17 protein-coding genes are annotated in these 19,135 nt (G+C 46.7%); 8 read left to right on the top strand and 9 right to left on the bottom strand.

Annotation, left to right across the window (positions count from 1 at the left end):
* Positions 1–3: 3 nt before the first annotated feature.
* Positions 4–1,362 carry an alkaline phosphatase gene (locus AB447_RS17425; protein ID WP_048353461.1) on the bottom strand — a complete coding sequence of 453 codons (1,359 nt, stop codon included), beginning with the start codon at positions 1,360–1,362 and terminating at the stop codon, positions 4–6.
* Between the two features lie 441 nt (positions 1,363–1,803).
* Between AB447_RS17425 and AB447_RS17420 the strand changes: the two genes are divergently transcribed.
* Together AB447_RS17420 and AB447_RS17415 are read left to right on the top strand one after the other, a co-directional pair.
* The gene (locus AB447_RS17420; protein ID WP_232517643.1) at positions 1,804–2,160 is read left to right on the top strand and encodes a serine O-acetyltransferase; all 357 of its coding nucleotides are present in this window, start codon (positions 1,804–1,806) and stop codon (positions 2,158–2,160) included.
* Between the two features lie 336 nt (positions 2,161–2,496).
* Complete coding sequence (locus tag AB447_RS17415) at positions 2,497–3,321, top strand: C40 family peptidase (protein ID WP_048353459.1); 825 nt, start codon at positions 2,497–2,499, stop codon at positions 3,319–3,321.
* A 48-nt stretch (positions 3,322–3,369) separates the two neighbouring features.
* On the opposite strand, the gene AB447_RS17410 is transcribed toward AB447_RS17415, so the two are convergent.
* On the bottom strand, positions 3,370–4,248 hold the full coding sequence (locus AB447_RS17410) for a LysR family transcriptional regulator (RefSeq protein WP_046129714.1): 879 nt from the start codon (positions 4,246–4,248) through the stop codon (positions 3,370–3,372).
* Between the two features lie 111 nt (positions 4,249–4,359).
* Between AB447_RS17410 and AB447_RS17405 the strand changes: the two genes are divergently transcribed.
* Positions 4,360–5,460 carry a citrate synthase/methylcitrate synthase gene (locus AB447_RS17405; protein WP_057957676.1) on the top strand — a complete coding sequence of 367 codons (1,101 nt, stop codon included), beginning with the start codon at positions 4,360–4,362 and terminating at the stop codon, positions 5,458–5,460.
* A gap of 385 nt (positions 5,461–5,845) precedes the next feature.
* On the opposite strand, the gene AB447_RS17395 is transcribed toward AB447_RS17405, so the two are convergent.
* Complete coding sequence (locus AB447_RS17395; protein ID WP_053075372.1) at positions 5,846–6,304, bottom strand: MarR family winged helix-turn-helix transcriptional regulator; 459 nt, start codon at positions 6,302–6,304, stop codon at positions 5,846–5,848.
* A 461-nt stretch (positions 6,305–6,765) separates the two neighbouring features.
* Between AB447_RS17395 and AB447_RS17390 the strand changes: the two genes are divergently transcribed.
* The 3 genes from AB447_RS17390 (at position 6,766) to AB447_RS17380 (ending at position 11,321) form a co-directional block, all read left to right on the top strand.
* Positions 6,766–8,178: a branched-chain amino acid transporter BcaP gene (locus tag AB447_RS17390; RefSeq protein ID WP_048353457.1), complete on the top strand. Its 1,413-nt coding sequence runs from the start codon at positions 6,766–6,768 to the stop codon at positions 8,176–8,178.
* A 134-nt stretch (positions 8,179–8,312) separates the two neighbouring features.
* Positions 8,313–9,671 carry a sodium-dependent transporter gene (locus tag AB447_RS17385; protein ID WP_048353456.1) on the top strand — a complete coding sequence of 453 codons (1,359 nt, stop codon included), beginning with the start codon at positions 8,313–8,315 and terminating at the stop codon, positions 9,669–9,671.
* A 24-nt stretch (positions 9,672–9,695) separates the two neighbouring features.
* Positions 9,696–11,321 carry a pyridoxal phosphate-dependent decarboxylase family protein gene (locus AB447_RS17380; protein ID WP_048353509.1) on the top strand — a complete coding sequence of 542 codons (1,626 nt, stop codon included), beginning with the start codon at positions 9,696–9,698 and terminating at the stop codon, positions 11,319–11,321.
* Positions 11,322–11,390: 69 nt separating this feature from the next.
* Here AB447_RS17380 and AB447_RS17375 read toward each other — a convergent pair whose 3' ends face one another.
* Both AB447_RS17375 and pdxR read right to left on the bottom strand, forming a co-directional pair.
* Entirely contained in the window at positions 11,391–12,242 is an 852-nt protein-coding gene (locus AB447_RS17375; protein WP_048353455.1) for an AraC family transcriptional regulator, read from the bottom strand.
* Positions 12,243–12,324: 82 nt separating this feature from the next.
* Positions 12,325–13,713, bottom strand: a complete 1,389-nt coding sequence (gene pdxR, locus AB447_RS17370) for a MocR-like pyridoxine biosynthesis transcription factor PdxR (RefSeq protein ID WP_048353454.1) — start codon at positions 13,711–13,713, stop codon at positions 12,325–12,327.
* Between the two features lie 107 nt (positions 13,714–13,820).
* Here pdxR and AB447_RS17365 point away from each other — a divergent pair, with 107 nt between their 5' ends.
* Positions 13,821–14,252 (top strand): GNAT family N-acetyltransferase, encoded by a 432-nt coding sequence (locus AB447_RS17365; RefSeq protein ID WP_411801445.1) that lies wholly within the window; start codon positions 13,821–13,823, stop codon positions 14,250–14,252.
* A gap of 32 nt (positions 14,253–14,284) precedes the next feature.
* Here the strand turns inward: AB447_RS17365 and AB447_RS17360 are convergent, their stop codons facing one another.
* Genes AB447_RS17360 through sigM form a run of 3 tightly spaced genes read right to left on the bottom strand, consistent with a single transcriptional unit; the run spans position 14,285 to position 16,117 of the window.
* Positions 14,285–14,575: a hypothetical protein gene (locus AB447_RS17360; RefSeq protein WP_048353453.1), complete on the bottom strand. Its 291-nt coding sequence runs from the start codon at positions 14,573–14,575 to the stop codon at positions 14,285–14,287.
* On the bottom strand, positions 14,563–15,633 hold the full coding sequence (locus AB447_RS17355; RefSeq protein ID WP_048353452.1) for an anti-sigma factor: 1,071 nt from the start codon (positions 15,631–15,633) through the stop codon (positions 14,563–14,565). Before AB447_RS17355 ends, AB447_RS17360 begins: the two co-directional genes overlap by 13 nt.
* Positions 15,626–16,117 carry an RNA polymerase sigma factor SigM gene (sigM, locus tag AB447_RS17350; RefSeq protein WP_006636629.1) on the bottom strand — a complete coding sequence of 164 codons (492 nt, stop codon included), beginning with the start codon at positions 16,115–16,117 and terminating at the stop codon, positions 15,626–15,628. Before sigM ends, AB447_RS17355 begins: the two co-directional genes overlap by 8 nt.
* Positions 16,118–16,554: 437 nt before the next feature.
* Between sigM and AB447_RS17345 the strand changes: the two genes are divergently transcribed.
* Positions 16,555–17,154 (top strand): lysophospholipid acyltransferase family protein, encoded by a 600-nt coding sequence (locus AB447_RS17345; RefSeq protein WP_048353451.1) that lies wholly within the window; start codon positions 16,555–16,557, stop codon positions 17,152–17,154.
* Between the two features lie 91 nt (positions 17,155–17,245).
* On the opposite strand, the gene AB447_RS17340 is transcribed toward AB447_RS17345, so the two are convergent.
* Positions 17,246–19,102, bottom strand: a complete 1,857-nt coding sequence (locus AB447_RS17340) for an acyl-CoA thioester hydrolase/BAAT C-terminal domain-containing protein (RefSeq protein WP_232517644.1) — start codon at positions 19,100–19,102, stop codon at positions 17,246–17,248.
* Between the last annotated feature and the right edge of the window lie 33 nt (positions 19,103–19,135).

Below are 19,135 nucleotides of genomic sequence, written 5' to 3'. Positions count from 1 at the left end.
TTTTTATTTTCTGTTCTTTAGGATCTTAAAGATGTTTTTTGCTTGGTCTGTATTATCCAAGAGGCCTGTGAACTGTTCTTTTCCCGGGCCGAAGGCATAGACCGGCACTTCCTCGCCCGTGTGGTCGCCCGTTGTCCAGCCTGTATGCGAACGGTTGTCAAAAATCGCTTTAATCGCTTTTTCCACGGCGTCCGCATTTTTTGTCTCGGCCGCTTTTTCAACGTTGTTGATTTCTTCCTTCGTTAAGGTGAAGCCAATCCGGTTTTTTAGTACGCTTGAAACCGGTTTGCCGCTTGCGATTTCATTCGCCATGAAGGCAGGGGTCTTTTTGGCTGCCAAAATCGGTTCAGGGAACCAGTTTTTCTGTCCGTCCGTTCCGACCGTCATTCCGCCAGTGGAATGATCAGCGGTTGCGATGACGAGCGTATGCTTGTCCTTTTTGGCAAAATCGACGGCCGCTTTAAACGCTTTTTCAAAATCTTTCATTTCGCTCATCGCGCCGACAATATCGTTGTCATGGCCGGCCCAGTCAATTTGGCTTCCCTCAACCATCAGGAAAAATCCTTTTTTATTTTGTTTGAGCCTTTCGATGGCGGACTTGGTCATGTCTTGAAGAGACGGTGTTTCCGCGCTTCGGTCTATCGCTTTGTCAAGCCCGCCGTCCGCGAACAGACCGAGAACCTGCCCGTTTTTGTCCTTCTGCAGCTGTTTTTTATTTGTCACATAGCTGTATCCGTCTTTTTGAAAGGCCTTTGTCAAATCGCGGTCTTTCCGTACGAAATTCGTTTTGCCTCCGCCGAGGAGAACGTCAATCCTGTGCTTTCCTTTGATTTTGCCGTTGAAATAGTCATCTGCGATCTGGTCCATGTTTTTTCGTGATTCGTTGTGCGCACCGTAAGCGGCCGGGGTGGCGTGTGTAATCTCTGAGGTTGCAACCAGCCCTGTTGACATTCCTTTCGCTTTTGCTTGTTCGAGGACGGTTTTGACCGGTTTTTTATGTTTATCGACGGCGATCGCGTTATTATACGTTTTCACGCCTGAAGACATGGCCGTGGCGGCTGCCGCCGAATCGGTGATGTTGTATTCCGGGTCATCGGGATACGTCATTTGCAATCCGGTGAGGTATTTGTCAAATTCAGTCGGTGTGCCCTGTTCTTTGTTTTTGAATGAACGGTAGGCTGAAGTGTAGGAAACGCCCATCCCGTCGCCGATCAAGAAGATTACGTTTTTAATGTCAGGCTCCTTTTTTTTCGATTGCTTTGCAAACGCTTCGTCTGTTCCGTTAAATCCCGTGCCGATAACAGTTCCGATTGCCAAGGCTGAAATTCCGGCAACCGCAAAAATTTTGGACTTTAATCCCATTCGATATTTCCCCCTTTAGCGCATCAGCTTCATGTTTTATCGTAAAGGAACGATGTTTGACGTGTTTTAACGGAACATAAAGAGGGTGTTAAAAAATTGTAAAAAGGCAGAAGCCGGGATTGCGAACATTCACAAAATAGATCGAAATACCTCGGTGAAGAATGATTACAAACGATTGTTTTTATGTTAATATCAAGAAAAAAGTGGGTGTTATTGGTGATCTCTACGAAAAAAGAATTGCGATATTATCTGGAACAAGACTAGAAGGCTTTAGGCATCTCAAACCGAAAACGGCCCAAACGGTTTGGCGATTACATATGGAAATATCAAATATGCCTGCGAAAGCATGAATACTACACGAATACGGACTCAAGAATATGGAAGCATGTTTACAGGTACCTTCATAAGAAAAAAGGATTAAAACTCGGCTTCGACATCCCCGTGAACGTGTTTGGGCCCGGATTAAGAATCAACCATTTTGGCTTAATCGTTGTGAACAGCAATGCCAAAATCGGCGCAAATTGCGACATTCACCAAGGAGTCAACATCGGACAGAACCATGGCCAATATGATGTTCCCACTATAGGCGATCATGTATGGATCGGGCCGGGTGCGAAGCTGTTCGGCAAGATACAGATCGCAAACGGCATCACGATCGGAGCCAACGCCGTCGTCAATAAGTCGTTTACTCAAGAAAATATTACAATAGCCGGTGTGCCTGCTAAACAGATTAAAGAGGGCTGTACTGCGCAAGATGAGCCTAACTGCCCGCAAAAAGGGGAACCTGTCCATCTGTAAACGCCGTACCCGGATTCTTTCGTTTTTCCTCACAATTGCCATGCATAGAGTTTAGACCCCATGACTGAATTCTCCATAAATGCAATGATTTAACCAGTTTGGCTTTGTCGTATTCCAGTTACGTTTGAAACACAAATGAAATATTTAATACCCTTAAAAACTTTTTTTAAAAACGAATAATTAAGCAATTTGATGCAGGAAGTCAAGACTATTTCTATTGGAATGTCCTCCTTATAATAGAAACAGAGGAAGGCTGAAGCGTCAGCCGTTTCGATGATTCTATCAGAAACTATTATTTTAAAATAATTCGTGAAAATCTGCTTATGGGAGGACAACATGAAGAAACAAGTTTTAACAGCAACAACGGCGATTGTTTTGGGAAGTTCATTGTTTGCAGGTGCGGCATCCGCACAGACGGTGAAGGTGAAAAAAGGCGATACATTATGGGGATATTCAAAAAAGTACGGAACAACAGTCAGCAAGATCAAAAAGGAAAATAAACTGACGTCAAATACCATTTACATAGGCCAAACGCTGTCCATCAATGGAAGCAGCAAACAATCAAAAGTATCCAGCTCTTCTTCAGCGACGCACAAGGTCGTCAGAGGAGACAGCCTTTGGAAAATTTCAAGGTCTTATAACATGACCGTTAATGAATTAAAAAAGCTGAACGGCTTGAAAACAGATCTCATCCGGATCGGACAAGTCCTGAAAGTGAAAGGGACAAGCAGCGTAAAATCGACATCCGGCAGCACAGCAAGCAAGACGACAACATCCAGCAAAAAAACAGTACAAAGCTCATCTAAGCTTAATACATCAAAGCTTGTCTCAGATGCACGCGCTCTGATCGGAACTCCTTATAAATGGGGCGGTACGACTCCTTCAGGCTTTGACTGCAGCGGATTTATCTGGTACCTGTTGAACAAGCAAACAAATGTGGCGAGAACGAGTACAGCCGGATACTGGAGCTCTATGACAAAAGTATCAAGCCCTGCGGTTGGCGATTTTGTCTTCTTTACGACCTATCAGGCAGGACCGTCACATATGGGTGTTTACATCGGAAGCAACAAATTCATTCATGCAAGCTCAGACGGCGTGATGATCAGCGATATGACATCAAGCTATTGGAAGCCGCGCTACCTTGGCGCAAAACGCTTCTAATCGCCCCTTTAGAAAACCCGTTCCCTGATGAACGGGTTTTTTTGCGTCTTAAAACCGAAACTGTGACAAGAACGCCAGAAAGCTCTGTACTTTCTCATTGTCAATCAGGCTGACTGCATATCCTCCTGCAACCGGAAGCTGCATAAAGTCGCACGGAACCTCTATTAATCTTCCTTCCATCAGTTCGCGACGCACGGTCGATAACGGCAAAAATGAAATCCCGAGTCCTTCCGAAATCAATCGTTTCGTAATATGCGTCTGGGAAACGAGCATCGTTCTGACAAACGGAAATTTGAGCCTCAGCTGGCGGACCAAATCATCCCAATATTCGGGATGGTTGTGGGTAAGCAGCAAATATTGTTCAAGCAGTTCCTCGACATCAAGCGGAGGAGCGCTTTCAGGTTCGCGCCCGTCGTGAGGGGCGACGAGAATGACAGGGTCGCTGTACATCGAATAGCAGGTCAGGTTTGACGATTGCACTTTTAAACAGCTTAATCCGACATCTGCTTCACCGGCTAATATTAAAGGCGCGATTTCCGCCGACTCGGCGATTTTGATTTTCATTTCCGAGTCTGGGTGCAATGACGTATATTTCTTCAGGATAAAAGGCAGGATCGTATCGGCGATGAGCGGCGAGACTGCCAGGTTCAATGTTTGCAAGTATCCTTGCCTGATTCTGTGAAGCTCGGCCATGCTGGATTCGTAATCTTCCAAAAGCCGCAGGGCAAAAGGGAGATATGCCCTGCCTTCTTTCGTTAAGTGAATGCTTCTTCCTTTTCTGACGAATAATTGGCAGCCGAGCTCTTCTTCAAGCAGTTTGATTTGAACGGTGACAGTCGGCTGGGATATGAACAGCGTTTCTGCTGTCTTTCTGAAATTTTCGTATTTTGCAGCTGTAACGAAGGTGTGAAGCCATTTGAAATCCATATCGTTCCTCCTGATTAATTTTATTAATCAAAGACATCAATATAATTCAATATTTTTTAAATATTATATCAACTATAATGAAAATGACAAAGGAAAAAGGAGGAATCTCAGTTGGTATATCATGGATTAAAAGGGATTGCATGTGTGGAAACATCGATCAGTCATATTGACGGTGAAAAAGGAAAGCTCATCTACAGGGGATACAACGCAGAACAACTGGCACTCACCTCAACTTTTGAAGAAGTCGCATATTTGATCCTTCACGGAACGCTCCCACAAGAAGAACACCTCAGACAATTCAACGAAATGCTTGCTTCTTACCGCGCATTGCCGGAATCGGCCGAACGATTGATCAGGAGCCTGCCGGCGCAAATGGACGATATGGCGGTCCTGCGTACGGTCATCTCTTCATTCGGAGAAAAAACGTATACATTCCGCCCGACAATGGAAGAGGCCGTTCGGCTGATCGCCGCCGCTCCATCTATCATTGCTTACAGAAAACGTTTAACGGACGGACGCGAGCCCGTACAGCCGCTTAGCGAACTGGGCTTTGTAGAAAACTATTTTTATATGCTGAAAGGGAAACGCCCGACAGAAGCGCAAAAAAAGGCGCTTGAAACGTATATGATTCTCGCGATGGAACATGGCATGAACGCGTCAACTTTTTCGGCAAGGGTGACGGTATCGACGGAATCCGATCTTGTCTCAGCCGTGACGTCCGCGCTCGGCACGATGAAAGGGCCTCTGCACGGCGGAGCGCCGTCAGCCGTCACGGAAATGCTGGAGGACATTCGGGAAAAAGAAAATGCCGAAAGCTATTTAAGAGAAAAGCTTGAAAAAGGCGAAAGGCTGATGGGATTTGGGCATCGCGTGTATAAGACGCACGATCCGCGGGCGAAGGCCTTGAGGGTGAAGGCTGAGGAAATTGCCGGAGGCGATCGGGATATCGATCTGGCGCTTCATGTCGAAAACACCGCCATCCCCCTGCTGGAAGAATATAAACCGGGCCGGAAGCTTTATACGAACGTAGAGTTTTATGCGGCAGCCGTCATGAAAGCGATCGATTTTGACGCATCATTGTTCACGCCTACATTTTCGGCAGCGAGAATGGTCGGATGGTGCGCACACGTGTTAGAGCAGTCTGAAAATAATACGATTTTCAGGCCGTCTGCTAAATATATCGGAGAAATGGCCGTTCCGTTAACACAATAAAAAACGAAACAAGCTGACGTTGGTCTTTAAGGCGTCAGCCCGTTTCGTTTTTTTGCTCTATTGTTTTACTCAAGAAGCCTCTTCAGCGGCGCTTGAATCGATGGCTGATCCTCATACTGCTTGTATGACCCCATACACCAATCACTCCGCATATTTTTCGCCTTCTGCAGCACGCGAATCACGCCCAGCAGCGATCACCGTCAAGCGATTCTGAAGCTGACGGATGCCGGACATTCAAATAAAGAATGAGACAAATTTCCTGTTTTCGGAGTCATCGCCGGTTTTAGAGCCGGGTCAGGACGGAGCGAATGAAAGACAATGGGAAGTCCCATTGCGGTCACTCTGTGAACATTTTGATTTGTCATTGCCGTTTTAAACGTGCTGATCACGATTCCAGTTTGCGAGCTTCCTCGGCGATTCGCTCGAACGACTGAATAAACGGCTTGATTTCCGCTTCGTCAAGAACTTCGAGCAGCCTCGTGAGCGCGTCGCGGAACTGCCTGCTTGCTTTCTCAAGCGCCGCTGCTCCTTTCTCGGTAAGCTTCAGAATCGTGACGCGCCTGTCGCGCGGATCGTTCAATCGTTCGACGAACTCGTTTTGCACAAGCCGGTCAATGATGACCGTGATGGCGCTTGGCTTTACTTCCATTCGTTCAGCCAGAAGAGAGGATGTCATTCTCTCCTCATCGGCGATTTGTTTCAGAATGAAACATTGCTGCCCCGTCAAACCGTCTTCGAGCTTTGCTGTAAACCAGGTAAACAGCTTTTTATTCGTCGCCGCCAATGCCTTATGAAATCGCTCGGTGTAATCGTTCCATTCTTTCGATGTATGGGAGATTGTCATTGTTGATTCACCTTCTCTTTTTATTCCTCTTGTTAAAATTACTGTTTATTAACATTTAAATAAGTTAAATAAATGATAAACGAGAACGTTTGATACTGTCAAGGACAGTCCGGTTAATATGCAGCCTTTGCTGCGAGATGGGTGAATGTTTTGTAAATACTAGAAAATGTATCCAGGTTTGACCCTGTAAAACACTATTTCAAAAATTAAGATTGGTAGATTATTTTACGTATTTTTTCCTGTAATACCAACTATGTGATAGAGTATAGAAAATATTTTAAAAATTTTGTTTTCTTTTTTCGTTTTTCTTATATAATAAGAACAGGATGTGCGTAGTATTTTCGGATAATATTAACTGAAAATTCAGAATATATGGATTTTTAGGGGGTGGTGCTTTAGAAAGTGGTGAGCTAAAACCGCAAACTCAGGTAAATTCATTATTCCATGGGAGTGAAGTCATAATGAAAGGCGGACTATTCAGAAAAAAAGGGATTGACAGCTTAATTGCTGCGACAAAAGGGGAAAAATCTTTAAGGAGGGATCTCGGCTCCTTTGACTTAACGATGCTTGGGATCGGGGCGATTATCGGTACGGGTATTTTCGTACTGACGGGTACAGGCGCTTTGACGGCGGGACCGGGGCTTGTGCTTTCATTCGTTATCGCTGCATTTGCGTGTTTGTTTGCCGCTTTGGCGTATGCCGAATTCGCTTCAACCGTACCGGTCTCAGGATCGGTTTATACGTACACGTATGCGACGCTTGGGGAATTGATGGCGTTTATCATCGGCTGGGATTTAATTCTGGAGTATTCATTGGCTGTTAGTACGGTATCTGCCGGATGGTCCGGTTATTTTCAATCGTTTTTGAACGGGATCGGCATTCAGCTTCCCGTTGAATTGACAGCCGCTCCGGGCGCAATAAAAGGAACTGTAACGTATTTTAACCTGCCTGCATTTTTAATTGTCATCTTAATTACTTTTTTACTGTATCTTGGAATCCGTGAATCCAAACGGGTGAACAATATTATGGTCGTGATAAAAATCCTCGTCGTATTCGTATTTATCGCGGCTGCTGTCATGTATGTAAAGCCAGCCAACTGGCAGCCGTTTATGCCGTTTGGTTTTACGGGCGTATTCAACGCTGCGGCGCTCGTTTTCTTTGCCTTCATCGGATTTGATGCCGTGGCTTCCGCCGCTGAAGAAACGAAAAATCCGTCGCGCAATCTGCCGCGCGGGATCGTGTATTCACTGCTCGTTTGTACCGTCTTATATGTCGTCGTATCAGCAATCATGACAGGCGTCGTTCCGTTCATGCAGTTTAAAGGCATCGACCATCCGGTTTCGCTTGTCCTTCAAGTCACGGGCCAGAACTGGGCAGCGGGCATTATTGACGTAGGGGCCATCCTCGGGATGACAACCGTTATGCTGGTCATGCTTTATGGACAAACCCGCGTCATGTTTGCGATGTCCCGCGACGGTTTGGTTCCCCGGGCGCTGTCCAAAGTCCATCCGAAGCATAAGACGCCGTATATCAATACATGGTTCTTCGGCATTCTTTCTGCTTTAATGGGAGGATTCGTTCCTTTGGATGAGCTTGCAAAACTCGTCAATATCGGAACGCTTTCTGCGTTCATCCTGATTTCCATTGCGGTCATCGTGATGAGGAAGACACAGCCTGATCTGCCGAGGGCATTCAGATGTCCGGCAGTACCGCTTGTTCCGATTTTAGCCGTGCTGTTCTGCGGTTTTCTCATTCTGAACCTTGGCGGAGAAACGATCATGCGTTTTCTGATCTGGCTGGTGATCGGTCTTGCCGTCTACTTCCTGTATTCGAGAAAGCATTCAAAACTCGGGCAAACGGAAAATGACTCTTAAAAAGGATATGAAAAGAAGCAGCTGACAAGGCTGCTTCTTTTTGTCTATTCGGAAAAATGAAAATATGGAAGAAAGCTTTAAAAAAAGCCGCAAAATAAGAGATAATAGAATCGAAACAGAAAGGAAGTGAATGAATGAGCGACCGAAATTTATCAGTGAAATGGGCATCCAAAATCGGGTTTGTCCTCGCTGCTGCGGGGTCTGCCATCGGACTTGGCGCTATTTGGAAATTCCCTTATGTCGCGGGAACCAACGGAGGAGGCGCATTTTTTCTCGTCTTTGTTCTTTTTACGATCCTATTGGGATATCCCCTGTTATTGGGAGAATTTATATTAGGCCGAAGAGCCCGGTCTGATGCCATCGGTACATATAAAACAATCGCGCCCGGTACGGCCTGGGTTGTAACGGGATGGATCGGAATCGCCGCATGTTTTCTCGTGCTCACGTTTTACAGCGTGATCGGCGGCTGGATTTTGCTTTATATCTTGAAAGCCGTGACAGGTTCTTTATCAGGACTTACACAACCTGAATACGGGGAGCTTTTCGGCTCGATCATTAAAGATCCGCTGCAGACGCTGGCGGCGCAGCTGGCGTTTATCGTGATGACGATCATCGTCGTAGCCAAAGGGGTGCAAAAAGGAATCGAACGGGTCAGTTCCATCATGATGCCGCTCTTATTCGTTTTATTTATCACGCTCGTCGTGCGGGCACTGACGCTCGATCATGCGATGGACGGCGTTCGCTTTCTGCTCGTACCCGACTTTGGCAGCCTCACGCCTCAAGCGATTCTTTTTGCGCTTGGACAAGCGTTTTTTACGCTGACCCTCGGCGTGTCAGTGATGGTGACGTACAGTGCGTATTTGTCCAAAACGCAAAATTTGCCGAAATCGGCGTTGTCGATTGTGATCATGAACCTCGCTGTGACGCTCCTTGCCGGTCTGGCGATCTTTCCGGCTGTTTTTTCATTCGGGCTTAAAGCAGATGAAGGGCCGACGCTATTGTTTGCGGTGCTTCCGGCCGTTTTCGACCGGCTGCCGTTCGGAATGCTGTTTTTCGTCGGATTTTTGATCGCGTTTTTATTTGCCGCGCTGACGTCTGCTTTTTCAATGATTGAAATCATCGTCGCGGCTATCACGAAAGGCGATGATACGGGAAGGCGAAAATGGACATGGTCGATTGGCCTTTTGATATTCATCGTCGGCATTCCGGCATGTCTCTCTTACGGTATGCTCGATCAGCCGCTGATTTTCGGCAAAACGTTTTTCGATGCGGCGGATTATGTCGTCAGCAATATCCTCCTGCCTCTGGGAGCGCTCTTAATGTCGCTTTTCATTCCTTTAAAATTGTCAAAAACGGATTTATACAATGAAATGAAAAGCGGATCGGGAGCGGGGAAAGGGTTTTTTCTCGTCTGGTATTATCTTCTCCGTTTTCTCGTTCCGCTTGCCATTGTGCTTGTCTTTTTGAATTTAATCGGAGTGTTTACATTTTAATTGACGTGGAGATGAGGGAATATGATGAAACATATTCAAAGGATGTTTCCAAGCGAAGACGGCAACAGAGAGGCCAGGTATGAACTGCTTGGTCTGTTTGAAACAGTGCTTGCCGGAATGGATAAGCGAAAGGATCCAAAACGGCTCATACTCGGAAAAGAGGAAGATGTGTCGGCTGATTATTATCAACGCATCATCGATCAGGCCGCACTGCCTGAAAAAGGACTCGGCGCGAAAAAAAGCGTTGAACAGCTGTTAAACCTGCTGGACGGGCATCGCTTTTTAAACCGTCAATATGTTGCAAATGCCACTCCGCTTCCAAATCATGCAAGCCTGGCCGGGAATCTGCTGATGGCGCTTTTAAACGGAAACAATTTATGGGATGTCGACGGCACGGCAGCTGCCAAAACGGAAGTGGAGATCACGGCGATGCTGTCTGACATCGTCGGCTATGACAGGCAAAAAAGCACCGGATTTACAACATGGGGCGGGCAGGGAGCCGTCTTTCAATCGCTCAGGCTCGCGATCGCGAATGCCTGTCCCGAAGCAAACGAAAAAGGAACTCCGCCCCATTTATACGCGTTTTGTTCAGAGCTTTCGCATTTCAGCCTCTATAAATCGATGCAGGCCGCAGGGATCGGGACAGACCATTTGATCCGGATAAAAACAAATGACGACCATTCGATGAACCTTGCTGATCTGCGCGAAAAAATGGAGACGGTCATCGAAAGCGGCGGTCTTCCGGTTTATGTGCTGGCAACGCTCGGAACGACTGACACATTCGGGATTGACGATCTGGCGGGCATCAGGCGCACGGCGGAGGAGGTCACAGCCAAAAACGGGCTGCCCCACATATACATACATGCCGATACGGCGATGGGCGGAATGTACAGCTTTTTTAACGAATACCATTTTGAAGAAAATCCGCTCGGATTTGAGGAAGAAGTACTCGGCGTACTGGCGTTCTACCAGTCTCATTTTCGGAACCTCAGCCTTGCGGACAGCCTCGTGTTCGATTTTCATAAGCTCGGCCAAACACCGTATGCGACAAGCTTATTTTTAGTCAAAGACAGAACGGCATTGCGAGCGGTCGATCTTGATCCGGATGAAACGCCGTATGTCGGGAACAGAGGCTTTGGCAGCTATCATACTAGCTATACCCTTGAATGTTCGCGAATGGGAAGCAGCATTCCGATCTATGCGTCTTTGCTTGCCTTCGGCATCGAGGGCTATCAGGAGCTGTTGGCGAACTACATCAGGGTGAATGCCGCGTTTCGCAGGAAGCTGACAGAAGCGTTTCCGAACGCGGCCGTCACAAATGGGATTTCGCCGGTGACGACCTTCAGGTTTTACCCGGGAGTTGTCCGCTATCAAGATGAGATAAGCGGAAACATAACAGAAGAAGAGGTTCTGGAGATTAACCGGTATAATGAAAAAATCGCCGAAACATTGGGGCGCTTCCGCAGCCAAACTTATTTCGGCAGCACGAAAAAGCAGCGGTACGTGTATCCGGTCGACAGCCGATCGCCCGTACCGCTCTATGTTCAAAAATTTTACAGCGTTTCCCCCTATACGATGGTGGAAACGGTTGATGAGTATATCGACTTTTTAAAAGCTCACATTGAGCCGCTTGATGTCATGATAGGGTGAGCTTCGAAAAAGCTATGGAAATCTTCCATAGCTTTTTTTATACATTTATCGCTTCTTCATAACCGGCACTCATATCTCGCTTTTGAAGGATGACGAATCGGTATCTTTGCTTTCATTCCAAAGGATTTCCGGACCTTCCGTCTGTTCATAGTTCGATGAAGGGAACCATTCGGAATAAATCCGCCCCCATACATCCTGCAAGGTGTCCGGAAATGGTCCGGCTGCCTCGAATACGGCCCATGTTAAGGCAGGAACCTCAAGCTGTTCAAAGTGATCCGGACACTTTTTCGTCGTGGCCGCGCCAATATAATGATCAAGTTCTCCTTTCTCTTCCATCCGGCCTTCGGAAAAATTCGCGGACGCTTGAATGAGTCCGATAGGCTCCACATTAGACAGTCTTTTTAGCTGAGCGATCGACTCCTTATTCAACGTTTTCCACATAGCGGCGATTTCCGGATTGATTCCGCGGAATACGATCGGGACTCTTTTTCGTATACCGACTATTTGAAACGCACCTTTTTCTTCAATTCGATAGTTCATTTCGCTTCCTCCTTTAATGGTTAGCTGGAAGGTCATTTTTGGGTACGCTTTAAGCGTATGTGCGCCGCATCTGGCTTCAGTCGGTGTAATGCCGTGCAATTTTTGAAATGCCCGGGTAAAAGCGTCAGGGGAATCGTATCCGTATTTCACGGCGATGTCGATCACCTTGGCGCCGCTGTCATTCAGTTCAAATGCTGCAAGGGAAAGCCGTCTGCGGCGGATGTATTCAGACAGCGGAATGCCTGCAATGAAGGAAAACATTCGTTTGAAATGATATTCAGAGCAGAAAGCGAGCCTTGCCGCTTCTTTATAGTCAATGTCGTTCGTCAAGTTTTCTTCAATGTATCTCATCGCTTCGTTCATGATCTTAAGCGTATCCATCGTATGACCTCCTCATGTCTTACAATAGCAGAATCCCGGATGTGCCCATCCGACATTTCGTGCCCGATCATGCAGGGTGTTTTTAGCGCCATGCTTTTTTCAGTTTCTTGATTCCGGTTTCGATGTCTTCTTCGGAGAGTCCGCCAAATCCGAGAAGGACGGATGCCGATTTAGGAGGCTCCTCATAAGAAGCTGATACGGGATACACTTTTACCCCTTCTTCAAAAGCTTTCGAAATGAGCGTTTCTTCGCTTACTGCACCGTTTGCTTCAAGAATGATGTGGAGGCCTGCATTTTCCCCTTTGATTAAGACGCTTTCCCCTAATTCCCGTTGGACAGTTTCAAGGAGCGCTTTTCGTTTTTTGCGGTAAAGCGTCCGCATTCGATTGAGATGCCTCTGCCAATCGCCGCTTTTCATAAATTGAGCGACCGCATGCTGAACGTGGCGGGAGACGGTTTGCTTATACAGCGATGCAAGCCTAAGTCCATCTTTGAGAAGCGGGGCAGGGAGAACCATGTAGCTGACTCTGAGCGACGGAATGAGCGATTTCGAAAAGGTGCCCATGTAAATGACGCGGCTGTTTTGATCAAGGACCTGAAGAGAAGGAATCGGCTGTCCGGCATAACGAAATTCGCCGTCATAATCGTCTTCAATAATATAAGCGCCGTTTAGAGCCGCCCAGTCAAGCAGCTCCAATCTCCGGCCGACCGGCATGATCATCCCGAGCGGAAACTGATGCGACGGCGTGACATACGCGCCCTTCAAATCGTGCTGCCGAAGTTCCTCAACGGACATCCCTCTGTTATCTACTGAAATCGGAATTACTCGCAAACCGCCGGTTTTCAAAAACGTTTTTGACCGGTGAAAGCCGGGATTTTCAAATCCGACCGCCGCACCTTCACCAAACAGCCTGCATAAAAGCTGAAGCAAAATGGTTGTACCTGCTCCGATGATGACTTGTTCAGGCGTTGAGACAACGCCGCGCGACTCTCTGAGGTAAGAGGAAATCATCGATCGCAGCGCAATGTCCCCGGCTGCAGGCCCGCTTTGAAAAAGGGAAAAATCATCAACCGCATTGGCGAACGTTTTTTTCCATGCGGAAATGGGGAAATTTCTGAGATCGGCATGGCCGTGGTGAAAATCGATGATGTGCCGGGAAGGAGAAGCTTCGTCGTTCGCCGCTGTTTCAGGCGGGGGAGGAGGTGCCGTCCCATGGAAGCGCCCTTCTACTTCAGCCGCGTACCAGCCTTTTCTCGGCCTGCTGATCAGATAGCCTTCGGCCGTCAGCTGTTCGTATGCATGCTCAACCGTTGTTTGGCTGACATTTACATGCTTGGACAGCGCCCGTTTTGAGGGCAGCTTTGTTCCTGCCTTCAGGCGCCCGGCAAGAATTTCGCGTTTGAAAAACGAGTAAAGCTGTTGATAAAGCGGTCTGCCTTTTTCGGGCTCTAAAAACGGCGTGATATCCATATTGTCATCCTTTCTCACGGAAAACTGGCATGCTTTATTTTATCAAAACTGACTATTTTAATCATGCCATTTATGGAGGTAAAGTAAATGAGAAAGGAGTGTTGATATTGATTTACCATAAAGAGGTACAATCTGAAAAAGAGCTGCTTGAGGTTTATCCGATTATAAAACAGCTTCGGCCCCATCTCGATGAAACCGCGTTCTTGACGCTTGTCAGCAAAGCGCAGGCTTCTGAAAACTACAAGCTTTTTGCACTCTGCAACGATGACATGCCCGTAGCGTTGGCAGGCTTTCTGCCGAGAGTGTCTTTGAGCCAGGGCGTGCATGTTTGGGTAGCCGATTTGATAACGTGTAAAAAGCACCGCTCAAAAGGATATGGAAAACAGCTTTTACGGATTGTTGAAAAATGGGCAAGGGAACACGGCTGCTGCACTGTCGCTCTTTCGTCGGGAACAGCGCGGAAGAGGGCGCACCGGTTTTATGAGGAAAAGATGGACTACAAAAAGGCGAGCTATCTGTACCGCAAGACGCTTTCATAAAAAAATCCCCGATCAAGTCGGGGATTTTTCGTTTAAAAGCCAAGCTGCAGATTCGTATCGATCGAGACGATGGTCCATACGCATATGAGGATGAACAAATTGAGTATGACGCCGAGAAGCCCTAAACCCGTTCGGCCTTTTTTGATGAACAGCTCGATGATTCCAAGCGGTATGGCGGCCATTGCAAAAGGAAGCATTTTATAGGAATACGAGATCGTATCGCTCAAGATCGCCAAATTTAAAATGAAAAGGGAAAGAATCGCCGTTGCGACAGATACCCATCCAAATACATTATGTTCCTTAAAGATTCTTACCAATTCCATAGTTCCACCTCGCCTACTTTAGCTGCTTTGACAGGGCCTTTTTCGATCAGCCGTTCGATTTCTTTTGACGGACCGGTCACGACTGCTCCATACACATGAATGCCGTTTTGGTTAACATAGTCAATCCGTTTTGCAAGTTTCAAATCTTTTCTTCCTGATATGGTTTCGGCCCATTTATGATGCTGCGCCATATAGGAAAGCGCTGATTTAAATTGCTCATTCTCATTTTGATCAGGATGCTGGAATTTAAAGATCCGGCCTGAATCCTTCCCGGGAAAACCGATCGGTTCGGCGTACGGGTGATCTTTCAAATCGTCTTCCGTTTCGATGGCATTCCAAAGAACGCGAATATCGTATCCTTTTAACTTATCATACAGCTCATCGGTCGGATAGGATCTTTCGAAAGAAAGGAAGGCTTCGGTGACGCTTCCGCCGGGCAATTGCTTAAGGATCGCTTTGGCTTTTGCCACTGATTTTTCTTTCAGGCCGGCGGGATAGACAAAATACCGCTCCTCATTTGAAAGTTCCTGGTTGTATTGTTGGACCTGCGGAGGCTTCAGCTGGTCAAAGAACATATCCACTTCTTCATTTCCAACGATTTTCGTTACGTTTCCTATCTGTTTTTTTAACGGGAACTGGGCTTTCATTCCGAACAGTTTGACCTTGTTCACGAGCGCATCTGTATCAATTTGAATATTCGGCTGGGTGACGGCCACGGTCATTGATGCGGTCTGCACCAGCTCATTCCCTTTGCTGTCATGTCCGCCCAAGCCGTAGTATAAATAGCTGCCGAGCGTGCAGAGCGGCAGGATAATCAGCGTTGAAATGACGGCAAGCGTCGAGATTCGCAAATACGATTTGTTTTTCCCGTATCTCAAAATCGCTTTTTGTTTTTCTGGACTGATGGAAAGATCCCAGTTTTCATCTTTCATTTCCTGATCAAGCATTTCCTGATACGCTTCAAGCTTTTCAAGCTCTTCTTCCACCTGTATCATTTCCGCTTCGGAAAGCTCGCCGTTTTTATATTGTTCCCAACGTTTTTTGAAATCTTCATTCATCGTTAACACCTCTGTTGTAAAGTGCTTTCAGCCTCTGTCTGGCGCGAAATAAAACACTCTTAAAATTAGCCTCCGAGATATTCATCAAGCTTGACGCTTCCTTATAGTTCAGTTCTTTCAAATAATACAGCGTCAGCGCTTCCCTGTAGTTGTCGGGCAGCTGGTTCATATATAACGTCAACACTTCCTTGATTTCGACCTGGTGGGCCGGACTTTGGACCGCGGTTTGAAAAAGGCTTCCGATCAGATCGTCAGAAATCGTCACTTCCTTTTTATGCTTTCTGACATAATCGATAAAAGCATTGCGCGCCACCTGAAAAAGCCATGGCTTCACTTTGCTGTGGTCGTAAGAGTGGATGTGTATATAGGCTCTCATAAAGGTTTCCTGAAGCAAATCCTCTGCCAGATGCTTATCTTTCGTCATGGAGAGCAGAAACCTGTAAACATCATTCATGTACATTTGGTAAATTTCATCGATAGTCACTGCCTTTTCTCCCCTCTATGTTATAAACGCATAAGAAAGGTTTGAAGTTGCACTTATTATGTCCACGGCTGTCATTTCCTCCAATTTCTTACCCTTAAAAATCATCGCTATCCTATATAGTAACCAAAAATCATCCGGAAAGATAGAGAGAAGACGTTTTCGTGCATAAGCTTCCGGGAAAAACAAAACAGGGGGATTTCATGGACGATCGGCAGCTTGATCTGCCGGAAGCAGGACGGGGAAGGCGAATCCGCCTGACGCTTAATGGATGAAAACAAAAAGAAACTGAATCCCGAATTCATGGCCCGCTATAAAAACAGCCGGGTAATGCCCCGGTTTTTAAATGAAAAATCATTTTTTAGTACCAGGTAATAAAAAATATTGTTATAATAAAGAAGGGAAAACCTCATTTGACTACTACATAAAGGAAGTGCCATATGTATCAATTTATCGGTTATGCTGCAAAAGCGATTCTTTCTTTACGCGGCGGAATTAAAGTATACAATAAGGAAAATCTTCCTAAAGATAAGGGTTTTGTAATTGCCTGTACACATTCCGGATGGGTGGACGTCGTCACATTGGGCGTCGGCATTTTGCCTCTTGAAATTCACTACATGGCGAAAAAAGAGCTTTTTGAAAAAAAATTATCCGGTTCTTTCCTTTCCAGCATCAACGCTTTTCCTGTCGACCGCGAAAACCCGGGACCGAGCAGCATCAAAACGCCGATCAAGCTCCTGAAGGAAGGAAAAATCGTCGGCATCTTTCCGAGCGGGACGAGAACGTCTGAAGACGTCCCTTTAAAAAGGGGGGCGGTAACGATCGCCCAGATGGGAAAAGCGCCGATTGTTCCGGCCGCATACAGCGGTCCTTCCAACGGAAAAGAGCTTTTCAAGAAAGGCAAAATGAAATTGATCATCGGCGAACCCCTCAATCAGGAAGATTTCGCCCAATATTCGTCAAAAGAAAAGCTCGCTAAAATGACTGAAGCTTTAAATGCCAGCATTAAGTCGCTTGAGAAAGAGCTGAAGCAGCTATAGAAAAACGGAAAAAAAACAGCTTCTAAGCGGAAACGCACCTCCGACAGTCGGGCGGTGTCTTTCAGTCCAAAGAGGCTGTTTTTTGTTGCCGTTATATTGCATCTTTTAAAAACTGAAGCATCTCCCGCCAAAATGTTTCCGATGCCGCAGCATCGGCTTCAGATTCTCCGCCGTACACGATGCTCCCGCTGTTTCTCGCCGTTGTTGGAAAATACGGGGGCCTGATGTGATGGCCCGCGTGTTTAAAGCATACATGCTTAAAAGAATGCGAAAAGCGATGCTTTTTCAAGCGTTCGACAACCATCTCGCTCATGTACGCCGACGGCCAAACCAAATCATCTGTACTCGATGTTAAAAGGATTGGCCCATTTATATGTTCTGCTTTTATAATCGAAGGATCATCTTCGTGTACTTGATAGAGCGCATGTTTATAAAAATCGAGATAGGATTGCGGCTGCCTCTTTATTTTTTGTTTGAGCCATTTGGGCAGCATCGAAAGGCTGAAAAACGGGAGGGGGGTATAGGGCAGCGGAGAGCCCGCGACACTCCATGAAGATGTCTGCCGCAGGCGCTTCAGTCCCACTCCTTGAAAAACGATTCCCCCGCCCACGTGTGAGACGACAAAACGGATGTCCGGAAAGTGAGAACCGATCAACAGGGCGAGCTCTCCGCCTTTAGATCGCCCGAATATACCGATCTTCTCATGGTTTAGTCCGTCCTGCTCAAAAAGCCAGGCAAGGGCTTTCTGAAAATATTCCAGCGGGATGTCAACAAGCTTTTTCGGAAGGTGCCCGTAACGAAAATAGGGGAGTGCCAATGTGGCGTACCCGTAATTGGACAGCATCCCTGCCGTTGTTTCATCAAGTCCGCCGTCAGATCCGCCCAATACGATGATGACAGGGGGACGTTCGACAACGCGGGGGCGGAAAAAGGTTCCGGCTACCCCGTCTGCCTGTACTTCTTCTCTTATGACCGATTCCGAAATCATCAATCGTTCAATTTTTTTCTTTAAGATGTGGCTGCCGTTTTGCTTCACCTCGATATCAAAAACAGAGGGGGCAACCGTTTTTTTCTGAAATGAGCGGGAAGAGCCCTCAGCTTTCATGGACCAAAAAAGCCCCATTTGATCACAAACGCTGTATGTGCCTTGCGAAGGCGCCGTTATTGCGGGATCGACTTCTCCGGATTCGTCGGCTTGAAAAACCGCCCGGGATCTCCAGGTGACGCCGGCTTCATCGTGAACCAGGGCGGTGATTTCAGCTCTATCTCCCGGAGTCAAGCCGCTTAATTTTATCTTGATTTTTTCGTCCCATAGCGATGTTGAAGGGATATCTAAAACAGGCTCCCGGCTCATTAAGACAGCTCCTTTTTCAAGCTTTGTCCGGAATAAATCGACGCACTCATGGATAAAAGCATCCGTGTTTTCATCCGCTGTTACGTCAAAGGCCGGCAATTTCCGAAACAGAATATACTGGTTCAGCAATCCAAAGAACATCCTTGCGAGAAGCTGGAAGTTCCCGCTCGAAATGCTGCCCCGGTCATGCAGCTGCGAAAAATAAGAGGCTAAAAAATCATGTAATTTGCGGGGAATTTCTGCGATTAATTCGGCAACTTCCGGATCTTGCTTCGCTTCATTGAAGTACAGCCAAAACACGCCGTCCTTCTCCAGATTTTCTTCAAGGTATGCTTTGGCGATCAATGCCAGGTCCTCCTGCAGATTGCCGGACAGCTTACCTTCAATTGCGCTGGTAAAATCGCCTGAGGCGACATGCTGAATGACGCTTTCGCGAAACAGATTTCTTTTATTACCGAAATGTCTAAAGAGGGTAAGGTGATTGACGCCGGCTTTTTGTGCAATGTCTCTCGTGGACGCCGCCGCATATCCTTTTTCTTTAAAAAGGGTAAGCGCAGCCTGAATTAAACGTTCTCTTGTCAATTGTTTTGTCATTTGTTTCTCCTTTATGTAACCACTTGATTACAT

The sequence above is a fragment of the Bacillus glycinifermentans genome (assembly GCF_001042475.2).
Lineage (GTDB): Bacteria > Bacillota > Bacilli > Bacillales > Bacillaceae > Bacillus > Bacillus glycinifermentans.
The sequence above is the reverse complement of the archived record's forward strand: the minus strand, read 5'-3'. Positions and strand labels throughout refer to the sequence as shown.

Excerpts from the sequence above, each read along its gene's own strand:
- AB447_RS17425 (WP_048353461.1), bottom strand. The coding sequence starts at position 1,362 with ATGGGATTAAAGTCCAAAATTTTTGCGGTTGCCGGAATTTCAGCCTTG.
- AB447_RS17415 (WP_048353459.1), top strand. The coding sequence starts at position 2,497 with ATGAAGAAACAAGTTTTAACAGCAACAACGGCGATTGTTTTGGGAAGT.
- AB447_RS17410 (WP_046129714.1), bottom strand. The coding sequence starts at position 4,248 with ATGGATTTCAAATGGCTTCACACCTTCGTTACAGCTGCAAAATACGAA.
- AB447_RS17395 (WP_053075372.1), bottom strand. The coding sequence starts at position 6,304 with ATGACAATCTCCCATACATCGAAAGAATGGAACGATTACACCGAGCGA.
- AB447_RS17390 (WP_048353457.1), top strand. The coding sequence starts at position 6,766 with ATGAAAGGCGGACTATTCAGAAAAAAAGGGATTGACAGCTTAATTGCT.
- AB447_RS17385 (WP_048353456.1), top strand. The coding sequence starts at position 8,313 with ATGAGCGACCGAAATTTATCAGTGAAATGGGCATCCAAAATCGGGTTT.
- AB447_RS17380 (WP_048353509.1), top strand. The coding sequence starts at position 9,696 with ATGAAACATATTCAAAGGATGTTTCCAAGCGAAGACGGCAACAGAGAG.
- AB447_RS17375 (WP_048353455.1), bottom strand. The coding sequence starts at position 12,242 with ATGGATACGCTTAAGATCATGAACGAAGCGATGAGATACATTGAAGAA.
- pdxR (WP_048353454.1), bottom strand. The coding sequence starts at position 13,713 with ATGGATATCACGCCGTTTTTAGAGCCCGAAAAAGGCAGACCGCTTTAT.
- AB447_RS17360 (WP_048353453.1), bottom strand. The coding sequence starts at position 14,575 with ATGGAATTGGTAAGAATCTTTAAGGAACATAATGTATTTGGATGGGTA.
- AB447_RS17355 (WP_048353452.1), bottom strand. The coding sequence starts at position 15,633 with ATGAATGAAGATTTCAAAAAACGTTGGGAACAATATAAAAACGGCGAG.
- AB447_RS17345 (WP_048353451.1), top strand. The coding sequence starts at position 16,555 with ATGTATCAATTTATCGGTTATGCTGCAAAAGCGATTCTTTCTTTACGC.
- AB447_RS17340 (WP_232517644.1), bottom strand. The coding sequence starts at position 19,102 with ATGACAAAACAATTGACAAGAGAACGTTTAATTCAGGCTGCGCTTACC.